Genomic DNA, 12,709 nt, shown 5'->3' with positions numbered 1-12,709 from the left:
CGATGCATATCTGGGTTGACGCCGACGCCTGTCCGGCCGTCATCAAGGAAATCCTGTACCGCGCGGCGCAGCGGTCCGGGCGTCACCTGACGCTGGTGGCGAACCAGATGCTGCGCACGCCGCCATCGCCGCTGCTCCACGCCGTGCAGGTGCCGCGCGGCTTCGACGTGGCGGACGACTATATCGTGCAGCACGTCGGCGCGGGCGATCTGGTCATCACGGGCGATATTCCGTTGGCTGCACAGGTGCTGGAGAAGGGCGCGCTGGTGCTGAACCCGCGCGGCGAACGCTACAGCGCCGACACCATCCGCGAACGTCTCTCGATGCGGGACATGATGGAAGAGTTGCGCAGCGCGGGTGTCGATACCGGCGGGCCTTCGGCGTTGAGCCAGGCCGACCGGCGTGCTTTTGCGAATGCGCTGGACGGCCTGCTGGCGGCCTGTGATCGTGCGGAGCGGGCGGCCGGCAGGCGCTAGATCGATCGGCGTGGCAAGTATCGATCGCGGGCGCGGGCCGGCTTCACGGCGCGCGCCAGGTCCTTCACATCGCGGCTGCGCCCTTGACGTCGCACGCGGCGTCCTTCACGTCGCAGCCCGGGTCCTTCAGGGCGCGCGCTCCGTCGGCGGACATCCGGCTGCGCATTGTCCTTCCTTATCGAACTCCATCGTTTTACCGGACAGCGGCACATACGCCGGTACCTTGACCGCCTTCAGAAAAGCCTCGGTCTTGCTGCCCGGCCGGACCTTGCCATTGACCGTGCCGACCTCGTTCGCGTGCGAAGGGATCACGGAAGCGGGCTTGACCAGATCGTTGATCACGTAGGCGGCCTCGCGCGGCCCGGTGGTGAATCCGTCGCCGATGTTCATGACGGCGAGTTTGGCGTGATAGAGGTCACGCACGACCCGTTCCTGGTCGGCGGTCACGCCCGTATCGCCCGACAGGTAGGCCACCAGTCCATTGCTGAACTGCAGCACATAGCCCGTGGCCAGGCCCACGTCGCCATAGATGCCTGCCGCCTTCATCTCCTTGCCCAGCTCTCCGCCGATGAGTTCCGGGTCCAGGCCGTTGCTGTGCATGGCGGTCACGGTGGCGATGCGCACGCCGCCCACGAGCACGCTCCCGCCGAAGCGCGCCAAAATCGAATTCGAGGGGTCGCCGCCGTTGGCCTTGAGCTTTGCGGCGAAAAAGGGCGGCATGTCGCTGCCCGTGACAATCTTGGATCCCTTCGCCAGCGCGATGTTCACCGCGTTCGTGTTGGGCACGTCGGAGACCGACATGTCGGGCTTCTCGCAACTGCCGGCGTTCGGCGCCTTGTTATGCGCGTTGCCCACATGGTCGCCGTGCACGTGGCTGACCAGAATGATGTCGATCTTGCCCAGGCGCGGGTCTTCCGCGCCGGCCACCGTACGGCCGGGGTCGTAGAGGATGCGCGTGCCGTTGGGATCCTCGAAGATCATGGCGCGGTCCTGCGGGCAGAACTCGCCGTCGATTCCGCCCAGGGGCGTGACGCGGACGTGCTGGCCGGGCGCGGCGGCCACGGCAGCGGAGACAAGGGCCAACGCAGCGCAGAACATCGTGATTGCTTTCATGGAAAGGCTCCAGAGACGGCGAAGCGATTGAGGACAGGGCAAGGCGATCGATCAAACAACCGTGCGCGGACGCGGCGCGCTGTCAGCCGGGCCGGGGCGCCAGCCTGGCGATCAGTTCTTTATGCGCAGGATAGTCCGCGATCAGGCGATGCGCATCAGCCAATTCGAATTCGCTGAACTCGAACCCGGGCGCCACCGTGCAGCCGGCCAGGGAATAACGGCCCCGGTGCACACGTTCGGCGGCAAACCAGGCGCCGGCCGGCACCACGCATTGGAAGACACTGTCCGGATCCGCAATGGCATTGCCCAGGCGGTGCGTCACCAGACCGCGCCCGGGATCCAGAACGTGCACCAGCAGCGGCCCGCCGGCGTAGAAATGCCAGATTTCATCGGACTGTATGCGGTGCCACGCCGACCAGGCGTCGTCACAGAGCAGGTAGTAGATGGCCGTACCGGCAGACCGCTCGCCGGCCGAACGGGGGCGATGCACGATGTCTTGCGAGCGGTAGGTTTCGCGGTAGTAGCCGCCTTCCGGATGCGGCCGCAGGTCCAGGCTTGCAATCAGGCGGCCTGCTTCTTGGCGGTCTGCATGATGGGTGGCGTGGGTCTGCGCCTGAACCCGCCTGTCCGTATCGTCATTCATGTCGTGAGTCCTGTCGGGAAGAGGCACATTCGGGTGGATGATACCCGGCGAATATGCAGGAACTCACATGCAGACCCCAGACGCTGGAACCCAGATCCAGGAACGCAGAAGCAGGAACCCACGTTCGGCGGGCACGTGCGGGTATACCCGCACGTCTTTCCAAGGCGATATGGAGTCGGAAGCCGGCAATCGGTCTAATCGCCGATCTTCACCCCGGCCGCCTTGACGGCCGCGCCCCAGCGATCCAGTTCCCGGTCGATGTATTGCGCGAATTCCTTTGGCGTCGACCCCACGGGCTCGTAACCCGCGGCGGCCAACTGGCGGTTCAAGGCCGGATCCTTCAGCGCCTGGGCGATGTCCGCGCTCAGTTTGTCGACGATGGCCGCCGGCGTGCCGGCCGGCGCGAGCACCCCATACCAGCCGTTGACGACAAAGCCGGGAACGGCGGACTCCGCTACGGTGGGGACGTTGGGCAACAGCGGCGAGCGCTTTTCCCCAGTTACAGCCAGGGCCTTCAGCTTGCCGGATTGCACCTGAGGGTAAGAGGTGGAAAAGCTGTCGAACATCATCGACACTTCGCCGCCGAGCAGGGCGACGACGGCGGGGCCGCTGCCCTTGTAGGGCACATGCAGCATGTTGATCCCGGTGGCCGACTTGAACATTTCGCCCGCCAGATGGCTGGTGTTGCCGGGGCCCGCGGAAGCAAAGGTCAGTTCGCCCGGATGGGACTTCGCGTACGCGACCACTTCCGACATGTTGTTGGCCGGCGTCGACAAGGGCGCGGACACCAGCATGGGCAGCGTCGCGACCAGGGAGACCGGCGCGAAATCCTTGCGGGTGTCGTAGGGCAGCTTGGCGTAGAGCGATGGATTGATGGCGTGGGCGGCCAGGACCATGATCAACGTGTAACCGTCCGGCTTCGAGCGCGCCAATTGCGATGTCGCGATGGTTCCGCCTGCGCCGGCCTTGTATTCCAGTACGAGCGGCTGGCCCCACCTTGCCTGCAGAATGGCCGACAGCGGGCGCGCCAGCATGTCGGCGCTGCCCCCGGGCGGATAGGGGATCAGCAACGTCACCGGCTTGTCGGGATAGGCGCCCGCGGCGGTCGCGGGCGAGCCCGCCAGTGCCGCCAGCGTGAAGCCCAGGGCGGCTACGGCGCATGAGAGGAATCGGCGCATGGGGAGTCTCCTTCCGGCTTATCGTTGTGGACAAGCGCGGCTGCCGGGCGCCGCGTCTGTACGGCCTGCCCGGCGGATCAGGGCTCGCTGTAGCGGGCGCGGCCTGTGTCGTCGATGCGGATGCGCAATGGCGCGCGCGGCGTATGCAGCGTGGCGCCGGTCACTTGCTGCAAGGCCTGCAACGGCATCCCGTCGAGGATGGCATGCACCTGGAATCCCGCGGGGCCCACGTCCAGCACGGCAAGATCGGTATAGACCCGATCCACCACGCCGGCCGCCGTCAGCGGATAGGTGCACCGGGCCAGCAGCTTGGGACTGCCGTCCCGCGCCACGTGCTCCATGGTCACGTAGACGTGGCGCGCGCCGACGGCAAGATCCATGGCGCCGCCGACGGCGGGAATGGTGTCGTCGGCGTTGGTGATCCAATTGGCAAGGTCGCCGTTCTCCGCAACCTGGAACCCGCCCAGAACCGTGTAGTCCAGATGCCCGCCGCGCATCATCGCGAAGGACACCGTATGTTCGGAAATCGAAGCGCCGGGCAGCAGGGTGACGAGTTGCCGGCTGGCGTTGATGAGATCGGGATCGCCCTGGCCCGGCGCGGCCAGGCCGCCCATGCCGAGGATGCCGTTCTCGCTGTGCATGACGATTTCGCGATCGTTGGACAGGTAATCGGATACCAGCGTCGGGATGCCGATGCCCAGGTTGGCGACGGCGCCGTCCGGGATGTCGTCGGCGACGAGCTGGGCGATCTGCTGGCGTGTCAGGCGCGGCGGCGCCGCGGCGTCGGTGGTCGTGCTCATGCGTTCCCCTGGGCGGTCGGCGCCGGCGTAGTGTCCCTGGCGGCGATGGGCACCACGGTCTTGACGAAGATGCCCGGCGTCATCACATGCTCCGGAGGCAATTCGCCCAGTTCCGCCACGTGGTCAACCTGCGCGATGGCGTGGCGCGCGGCCATGCACATGACCGGGTTGAAATTGCGGGCGGCCCACCGATAGGTCAGGTTGCCCCAGCGGTCGCCCCGGTGGGCCTTGATCAGCGCGAAGTCGCCGGGCAATGGCTGTTCCAGCACATAGCCCACGCCGTCGACCACGCGCGTTTCCTTGCCTTGCGCCAGCCGCGTGCCGTAGCCGGTGGGCGTGAAGAAGGGCCCCAGGCCGGCGCCGGCGGCGCGCAGCCGCTCGGCCAGCGTACCTTGCGGCACCACTTCGAGTTGGACGCGGCCGGCGCGATACGCCTGGGCGAAGACTTCGGCGTTGGGCGGACGCGGATGCGAGCAAATGATCTTGCGAACCCGGTTGGCGGCGATCAGGGCAGCGATGCCTGTCTGAAGGGTGCCGGCATTGTTGCTGACGATGGTCAGGTCCCGCCGGCCGAGATCGCGCAGGGCATGCAGCAGTTCGAACGGAATGCCCGCCTCGCCAAAACCGCCGACCAGGATGGTTGCGCCGTCGGGAATGACCTGCAGGGCCTCGGTGATGGAAGGCACGATCTTGTCGATCACGCTTACTGCTCCTTGTACATGCCGGCGCCTTTGACGGTCTGCTCCCACATCGCGCGCTCGCGGTCGATGAAGGCGCCGAATTCCGCCGGCGTGTTGCCCCCCGGTTCGCCGCCCATGTCGCGGAATTTGGCGATGATGTCGGGCGACTGCAAACCGTCCCGCGCGGCCTGGTACAGCTTGTCGATGACGGGCGCGGGCGTTCCGGCCGGCGCCAGCAGGCCGAACCAGGCGGTGACGACCATGTTGTCGATGCCGGCTTCCTTCATCGTGGGAACGTCGGGCAACTGCGGCGACCGTTTCTCGCCGGTGACGGCCAGGGCGCGCAGCTTGCCGGCCTTGATCGACGGCAGCGAGCTGGGCAGGTTATCGATCATGAAGGTGAACTGGTTGGCCAACAGCGCGGCGACGGCAGGCCCGGCGCCCTTGTACGGCACGTGCGTGGCCTCCACGCCGACGCGCTGCTTGAAGAGTTCGGCGGACATATGCGGAGACTGCCCGGCGCCGGAGGACCCGAAAGTGCGGGCGGCCGGATCCCTCTTCAACAGGGCGATCAGTTCGGCGGCCGTTTTCGGCGTCTGCGCCGAATTGACCTCCAGCACGTTGGGAACGGAGATCACCAGCGTGATAGGGGCGAAATCCTGCGGCTGGTAGGGCAGCGTCTTGTACAGGCTGTAGTTGATGGCGTTGGGGCCGATATTGCCCATGACCAGCGTATAGCCGTCGGGTTTGGCGCGCGCCACCGCCTGCGAGCCGACGATGCCCGCCGCGCCGGCACGGTTTTCCACGACGATGGTCTGCTTCAGACTTGCGGACATCTTCTCGGCCAGCAGGCGCGCCGAGATGTCGGTCGTGCCGCCCGGCGCGGCCGGCACGACGATGGTGATGGGGTGATCGGGAAAGGCCGCTTGCGCCGGATGCCAGGCACCCAGCAGCACGGCGCCGGCCACCCACAGGTGTCGCGTCGCTGCCATCACTGTCTCCATGTGCCGGCGTACGGCCGGCTTTATTGTGTGGCCTCAGTATCCGGGGCCTTTTGCTCAGGCGCCATTCGCGATTCCGGAACGCCCGCTTTTGCTCGGGCAAAGCGCGTCTTACGCCGGGAGCAATATGCCGGCGCGATCCAGATCCTGCAGCCCCCAGGCCCATTCGATCAGTTGCCGGACCTCCTGCTGCGTGGCGGCCCCCGCGTAGGTGCCAAGACGCATGGCCTTGTCCTCGATCTCCTCGCGCGTCAGCGTATTGCCGGGATCGCCCTTGGGTTCGTCGACCCGGCCCTGGACTTCGCGGCCGTCGGTGGTAATCACCGTTACCTTGCCGATCCACCGCGTTGGATAGGCACTATCCACCTCGGGGTCCAGCTGCATGCTGACCTTGTCGCGGAATGCGGCCACTTCGGGATCGTGCAGGCCCTCGTCGAACTCGGTCAGGCCGGCGTAACCGCGCAGCGCGATCAGAGCCAGGACCGTGCCCATGGAAAACTTCGACTGATGCACCGTCTGCGGTTTCACCACCGGACCGAGCACGTCGATGGCGCCCTGGTGCACGTGCGTGACCACGCGCGCGATGTCCGCCGCCCGCAGCCCATGTTCGCGCAGCGCCTGCAACAAGGCATCGGCAGCGGGATGCGTATGCCGGCACGAGGCGTGGTATTTGAACGAGGTTTCCGCCAGCGCCCAGCGCGTGCCCAGGCCGCTGGTGAGCCGCGCGAGGTCGGCATCGGACGACATGCCGGCCGCCATGCCCTGGGCGCCTTCCAGAATGCGCCGCGCGCCGGTGAAGCCGTCCTGGGCCAGATAGGCCGCCGTCATGCCATCGGCGGACGCCTTGGCGGTGTGCAGCTGCTTGGAGTCGGCGGCGTCGCGCAGGAATTCCCAGAGCCCGGCCGCTTGGGTCCCGGCCGAGCCGAATGCGTTGAGCATTTGCTGCGCGTCCAGGCGCAGCAGGCGGCCGACCGCCGCGGCGGCGGCCACGGTGCCGGCCGTGCCGGTCGTATGGAAGATCCGGTAATGCGAGCGCCCGAGGAACTCGCCGACGCGGATGCCGACTTCGTAGCCGGCCACGGCGGCCGTCAACAGCTCGCGCCCGGATGCGCCGATGGCCTGGCCCACCGCAAGCACGGGGGGAAAGACGACGGCCGCGGGATGAAACACGGACCCGTTATGCACGTCGTCCTGTTCCACCATGTGCGCCGAGGCGGCATTGACCATGGCGGCGAACAGCGGCGATGTCCTGCGCCGCGTCACCAGCACTTCGGCCTGGCCGCCGCCCGGGCCCATCGTGGCGGCGTAGCGGTCGATCGACAGCACGGGGCGGGCGCGGGCGCCGGCCAGGATGGAGCCCAGCGTGTCCAGGAACAGGTCTTCACAGCGGCGCAACACGTGGCCGGGAATGTCTTCGAAGCGCAGCGCACTGGCGAAGGCCGCCAGTTCGGCGCTTGGGTGAGAGGCTGTCGTCATTCAGAAGGACCTCGGCAAGCCCAGCACGTGCTCGGCGACGTAGGAGAGGATCAAATTGGTCGAGATGGGGGCAACCTGATACAGGCGCGTCTCGCGGAACTTGCGCTCGACGTCGTACTCGTGCGCGAAGCCGAAGCCGCCGTGGAACTGCAGGCAGGCGTTGGCGGCCTCCCACGACGCGTCGGCGGCCAGCAGCTTCGCCATGTTGGCCTGCGTGCCGCACGGCAGACCGGCGTCGAAGCGCCGCGCCGCGTCATAGCGCATCAGGCTCGCGGCCTCCACGTTGATGAAGGCGCGGGCGATCGGGAACTGCACGCCCTGGTTCTGGCCGATGGGACGCCCGAAAACCACGCGTTCCTTGGCATAGGCCGACACCTTGTCGACAAACCAGTAGCCGTCGCCGATGCATTCTGCCGCGATCAGCGTGCGCTCGGCATTGAGCCCGTCCAGGATGTACTTGAAGCCTTTGCCTTCTTCGCCGATCAGGTTCTCCGCGGGGATTTCCAGGTTGTCGAAGAAGATCTCGTTGGTCTCGTGGTTGACCATATTGGCGATGGGGCGCACCTCCATGCCGTGGCCGATGGCCTGGTGCAGATCCACCAGGAAAATGGACATGCCCTCGGATTTGCGCTGCACCTGGTCGATTGGCGTGGTGCGCGCCAGCAGGATCATCAGGTCCGAATGCTGCACGCGCGAGATCCACACCTTCTGGCCGTTGACGACATAGCGGTCTCCTTTTCGGACCGCGGTGGTCTTGAGTTTGGTGGTATCCGTGCCGGTGGTCGGTTCGGTCACCGCCATCGATTGCAGCCGCAGTTCGCCGCTGGCGATGTGGGGCAGGTATTGGCGCTTCTGTTCGGCCGAGCCATGGCGCAGCAGCGTGCCCATGTTGTACATCTGGCCGTGGCACGCGCCGGAATTGCCCCCGGCGCGATTGATTTCCTCCATGATCACGGAGGCCTCGGTCAGGCCTAGCCCCGACCCGCCATATTCCTGCGGAATCAGCGCGGCCAGCCAGCCGGCCTTGGTCAGCGCGTCGACGAAGGCCTCGGGATAGCCCTGTTCCGCGTCGATCTTGCGGAAGTATTCGGCCGGAAACTGCGCGCAGAGGTCGCGCACCGCTTCGCGGATGTCTTGAAAGTCGTTGGAGGCGTCGGTCATGGGAGGGTGAGCGCAAAAATGATTCGATGAAAGGCCGGCACGGGCACGGCGGCGGCTACCGCGATGCGTCCAGGGGTGTGCCCAGCAGTTCCGCCAGCACTTCTTCCGTGTGCTGGCCCAGCAGGGGCGGCGCACGGCGGTACTGGACCGGCGACCCGGAAAAACGCAAGGGGCTGGCCGTGACGGGGGCGGTGCCGCCCAGCGGGTGCGGGATCTCCTGCCGCAAACCGCGTGCGGTGGCCTGCGGATGGGCAAATGCCTGCGCGATGTCGTTGATGGGGCCGCAAGGCACGCCGACCGCCTCCAGCCGGGCGATCCAGTCGTCGCGCCGGCCGGTGGCCATGATCTCGGCGAGCAGCGGGATCAGCGCGTCGCGATGCGTGACGCGCAGGCTGTTGGTGAGAAAACGCGGATCCTGGGCGAGTTCGGGCGCGCCGATCGCCTGGCAGTACGCGCGGTACTGCGCGTCGTTGCCGGTGGCGACGATCATGTGGCCGTCGCTGGTGGCGAAGACCTGATAGGGCACGACGTTCTGGTGCGCATTGCCCGCGCGGCGCGGCGCCTTGCCGCTCGTGAAATAGTTGGAGTTCTGGTTCGCCAGCATCGCGACGTGGCAGTCGAAAAGGGCGATGTCCAGATGCTGGCCCAGGCCGCTGCGATGCCGTTCCTGCAGCGCCGCAAGCACGGCCACCGTCGCGTACATCCCGGTGATGATGTCCGTGACGGCGACGCCGGCTTTCTGCGGACCGCCGCCGGGCAGGTCGTCGCGCTCGCCGGTAATGCTCATCAGTCCGCCCATGCCCTGGATCATGAAGTCGTATCCCGGGCGTTGGGCAAAGGGTCCCGTCTGTCCGAACCCGGTCACCGAACAGTAGATGAGCCGCGGATTGACGGCGCGCAGGCTGTCGTAATCCAGGCCGTACTTCTTCAGGCCGCCCACCTTGAAATTCTCGACGAGAATGTCGCTCTTCGCGGCGATGCGGCGGATCAGATCGGCGCCTTCCGGGCTGGCGTAGTCGACCGTGATGGAGCGCTTGTTGCGATTGCAGGAAAGGTAATAGGCGGCCTCCGACGTATCCTTGCCGTCGGGGCCCTTCATATAGGGCGGCCCCCAGCCGCGCGTGTCGTCGCCGGCGCCGGGGCGTTCCACCTTGATGACGTCGGCGCCGAGGTCGGCCAGGTTCTGGGTGCACCACGGACCGGCCAGAATGCGGCTGAGGTCCAGCACCCGAATGCCGTCTAGAGGGGGAGGGCGGTTGCTGCTCAACTAGTTCACCTTTGCGACGCCGCCGGTCAGCGTCAGTATGTTGCGTTCGGCGCTGCGCGCCGTGTAGCGGATCTCATCCCCTTCGCGCCACATGTCGAAGGTCAGGGTCTCGCCGGGATAGACCGGCGAGCGGAACCGCACGTCCAGGCGGGCCAGCCGGTCGGCATCGCCATCGGCCCACGCCTGCACCACCGCCCTGGCCGCCATGCCGTAGGAGCACAGGCCATGCAGGATGGGGCGCTCGAAGCCGGCCTTGCGCGCCACCGCCGGGTCGGCATGCAAGGGATTCATGTCCGCGCTGAGCCGGTAGATCAAGGCCGCGCGCGGCGACACCCGCAGGCTGACCTGGCGATCGGGCGCGCGGTCGGGCGCGTCGGGCAAGGCCGGGGGCGGCGCATCGCTGCGCGCCAGGCCGCCGTCGCCGCGGCAGAAACTGGTCTGCGCCAGCGTCGCCAGGCAGCGCCCGCTCTCGTCGTGCAGCGTGCGTTCCGTGACGACGAGCGCGCCCTTGTCCGCGCCCTTGTCGATCACATGCGTAATGCGGTTCTTGCCGACCACCGTACCGTGCGCGGGAAGCGGCGCGTGCATGGTCAGCCGCTGCTCGCCGTGCACGACGCGCACCCAGTCCACGCCCGCGCGCGGGTCGCGCATCCAGAAGCCGGGATAGCCCAGCACCACGCTCATGGTCGGAAACGCCCGCAGCCCCTGCTCATACACGTAGCGCAGTTGGGCGGGATCCACCGGGTCCTCGCCCAGGCCGATGCCCAGGGCGTACAGCATGGTGTCCTTTTCGGTGTAGCGATGAGGCAAATCCTCGAAACGCCAGTGCTTGATGGTGTCGTAGTCCAACGGCATGATGGCGGCCTCAGATCGGATCCCAGTCGATGACGTCGGGGGAGCGTTCCAGCGCGTAGAAGTGCTTGCGCATCGCGGGGATGGCGATCTCGCCGATCGATTCCGGAGTCCAGCCTTCGGCATGATGCACCGTGCGCAGGGGGCGCGGCTGCGAGAAAAGCATGATCTCGTTGGCGCGCACCGAGAAAATCTGCGCCGTAATGCCGGCCTGGGCCGCCGCGTCGCTGATCAGATAGACCACCAGCGGGGCGATCTTGCCGGCCTCCATCTTCTTGAGCTTTTCCACGCGCGCTTTTTCCTCGGGCGTGTCGGCGGGGATGGAGCTGGTCATCGCGGTCCAGGCGAAGGGCGCGATGCAATTGGAGCGCACCTTGTAGCGCGCCATGTCCAGCGCGATGGACTTGGAAAGGCCGACGATCCCCATCTTGGCGGCGGCGTAGTTCGCCTGGCCGAAGTTGCCGATCAGCCCGGAGGTGGAGGTCATGTGGACGAAGGCGCCCGACTCCTGCTCGCGGAACCAGGGCGCGGCGGCGCGGCTCATGAAGAAGGAGCCGTTCAGATGCACGTCCTGCACCTGGCGCCACTCCTCCTCGTTCATCTTGTGAAAAACGCGGTCGCGCAGATTGCCGGCGTTGTTGACGACGGCGTCGATGCGGCCGAAGACGTCGACCGCGGTCTTGATATTGTTGTGCGCGCCTTCGTAGCTGGCGACGCTGTCGGTGCAGGCCACCGCCTGGCCGCCCGCGTCGATGATCTCTTTGACGACGGCGGCGGCGGGGCCGCCCGTTCCGTCCTGCTTCAGATCCAGGTCATTGACCACCACCTTGGCGCCTGCCTTGGCCATGGCCAGGGCAACGCCGCGGCCCACGCCGCCACCGGCGCCGGTTACCACGACCACTTTGCCGGAAACCATTCCGTTCATTCGTCTCTCCACTGCCTTGAGGTGTTATCCGGCCGCCGGTGCAGCGCCGGGCTCGGCGCTTACGGGCTTTGCCCGATCCAGGAATCGCTGCCCGCATGGTAGATTGTCGGCCGAGACAACAGAATTCAATATTCGAGACACCCCCCTTTTGTGTGGTGGAACGGTGCGGCAATGAGACATGACCTGACAGACCTACGCCTGTTTGTGAACGTGGGCGACACGCTCAGTCTTACCCGCGCGGCGGAGCGAACTTTCCTGTCCTTGCCTGCCGCCAGCGCGCGCATCAAGCATATGGAGGAGGCCTTCAAGACCCGCCTGCTGGTGCGCCAGGCCACCGGTGTGGCATTGACGCCGGCGGGGGAGGTGCTGCTCAAACATGCGCGCGTGGTGCTGGGCCAACTGGAATGCCTGAACGCGGACCTGCAGCCGTATTCCAGCGGGATCAAGGGACGCCTTCGCCTGCTGGCGAACACCACGTCGACGAATTCCTTCCTGGCCGACGCGCTGTCGTCTTTCCTGGCGGAGTATCCCGACGTGCACATCGAGCTGCAGGAGAAGATCTCCGGCGACATCGCGCTGGCCATCCGCGCCGGCGCCGGCGATCTCGGGCTGGTCGCCGGCACGGTGGACGTGGAAGGACTGGATGTCATGCCCTTGTTCCGCGATGAACTCGTGGTCGTGACTTCGGTGAAGAACCCGCTGGCCGAAAAGACATCCGTGCGCTTCGCCGACCTGCTCGACACCTACCAGTTCGTGGGCATCCACCCGGATAGCGCCATCCAGATTTTCCTGGAGGACATTGCGTCGGGGCTGGGCAAGACCATCATGCAGCGCGTGCATGTGAACAGCTTCGAAGCGGTGTGCCGGATGGTGGCGGCCGGCGTGGGCGTGGCCGTCGTGCCGCGTGGATGCATGCGCCACCACAGCGAGCCGAACGCGCTGCACGTGCTCAAGATCGAGGAACCGTGGGCACAGCGCGAGCGCCTGCTGTGCCGGCAGCGTGGGCGGGACTTGCCGCGCTTCGCGGAAAAATTCATCGAACACCTGGCGCGGGCCGCCGCCGCGGACAACTAGGGCCGGGACGCGGGTCGCCGGCGCGGGCACCCATCGGCCGGGCGCGGTGCGGCGCATGCGGCC

The 12,709-nt window shown here is 66.9% G+C and carries 13 protein-coding genes; 2 read left to right on the top strand and 11 right to left on the bottom strand.

Annotated elements, in window-relative coordinates:
• Positions 1–2 precede the first annotated feature (2 nt).
• Positions 3–476: a YaiI/YqxD family protein gene (locus CAL13_RS11040; protein WP_086059387.1), complete on the top strand. Its 474-nt coding sequence runs from the start codon at positions 3–5 to the stop codon at positions 474–476.
• 126 nt (positions 477–602) lie between these two features.
• Here the strand turns inward: CAL13_RS11040 and CAL13_RS11035 are convergent, their stop codons facing one another.
• The 11 genes from CAL13_RS11035 to CAL13_RS10985 all read right to left on the bottom strand — a co-directional run bounded on the left by CAL13_RS11035 (position 603) and on the right by CAL13_RS10985 (position 11,572).
• Entirely contained in the window at positions 603–1,589 is a 987-nt protein-coding gene (locus CAL13_RS11035) for an MBL fold metallo-hydrolase (protein ID WP_232467639.1), read from the bottom strand.
• Between the two features lie 82 nt (positions 1,590–1,671).
• Positions 1,672–2,232, bottom strand: a complete 561-nt coding sequence (locus CAL13_RS11030) for a cupin domain-containing protein (protein ID WP_086072406.1) — start codon at positions 2,230–2,232, stop codon at positions 1,672–1,674.
• A 194-nt stretch (positions 2,233–2,426) separates the two neighbouring features.
• Positions 2,427–3,410, bottom strand: a complete 984-nt coding sequence (locus tag CAL13_RS11025) for a Bug family tripartite tricarboxylate transporter substrate binding protein (protein WP_086072405.1) — start codon at positions 3,408–3,410, stop codon at positions 2,427–2,429.
• A gap of 77 nt (positions 3,411–3,487) precedes the next feature.
• Positions 3,488–4,210 carry a 3-oxoacid CoA-transferase subunit B gene (locus CAL13_RS11020; RefSeq protein WP_086072404.1) on the bottom strand — a complete coding sequence of 241 codons (723 nt, stop codon included), beginning with the start codon at positions 4,208–4,210 and terminating at the stop codon, positions 3,488–3,490.
• Positions 4,207–4,911 (bottom strand): 3-oxoacid CoA-transferase subunit A, encoded by a 705-nt coding sequence (locus CAL13_RS11015; protein ID WP_086057434.1) that lies wholly within the window; start codon positions 4,909–4,911, stop codon positions 4,207–4,209. The genes CAL13_RS11020 and CAL13_RS11015 overlap by 4 nt, the downstream gene beginning before the upstream one ends.
• A gap of 2 nt (positions 4,912–4,913) precedes the next feature.
• On the bottom strand, positions 4,914–5,882 hold the full coding sequence (locus tag CAL13_RS11010; RefSeq protein ID WP_086057433.1) for a Bug family tripartite tricarboxylate transporter substrate binding protein: 969 nt from the start codon (positions 5,880–5,882) through the stop codon (positions 4,914–4,916).
• Positions 5,883–6,002: 120 nt separating this feature from the next.
• Positions 6,003–7,367 (bottom strand): MmgE/PrpD family protein, encoded by a 1,365-nt coding sequence (locus CAL13_RS11005; protein WP_086072403.1) that lies wholly within the window; start codon positions 7,365–7,367, stop codon positions 6,003–6,005.
• Positions 7,368–8,528: an acyl-CoA dehydrogenase family protein gene (locus CAL13_RS11000; RefSeq protein WP_086072402.1), complete on the bottom strand. Its 1,161-nt coding sequence runs from the start codon at positions 8,526–8,528 to the stop codon at positions 7,368–7,370.
• 55 nt (positions 8,529–8,583) lie between these two features.
• Positions 8,584–9,795: a CaiB/BaiF CoA transferase family protein gene (locus CAL13_RS10995; protein WP_086072401.1), complete on the bottom strand. Its 1,212-nt coding sequence runs from the start codon at positions 9,793–9,795 to the stop codon at positions 8,584–8,586.
• The gene (locus CAL13_RS10990) at positions 9,796–10,650 is read right to left on the bottom strand and encodes a MaoC/PaaZ C-terminal domain-containing protein (RefSeq protein WP_086072400.1); all 855 of its coding nucleotides are present in this window, start codon (positions 10,648–10,650) and stop codon (positions 9,796–9,798) included.
• Between the two features lie 10 nt (positions 10,651–10,660).
• Positions 10,661–11,572, bottom strand: a complete 912-nt coding sequence (locus CAL13_RS10985) for an SDR family NAD(P)-dependent oxidoreductase (RefSeq protein WP_086072399.1) — start codon at positions 11,570–11,572, stop codon at positions 10,661–10,663.
• Positions 11,573–11,743: 171 nt separating this feature from the next.
• Here CAL13_RS10985 and CAL13_RS10980 point away from each other — a divergent pair, with 171 nt between their 5' ends.
• On the top strand, positions 11,744–12,646 hold the full coding sequence (locus CAL13_RS10980) for a LysR family transcriptional regulator (RefSeq protein WP_086072398.1): 903 nt from the start codon (positions 11,744–11,746) through the stop codon (positions 12,644–12,646).
• Positions 12,647–12,709: the final 63 nt, after the last annotated feature.

This window comes from Bordetella genomosp. 9 (assembly GCF_002119725.1).
Classification (GTDB): Bacteria; Pseudomonadota; Gammaproteobacteria; order Burkholderiales; family Burkholderiaceae_B; genus Bordetella_C.
Note: the sequence above shows the minus strand (reverse complement) of the source record. Positions and strands in the feature narration are given on the sequence as shown.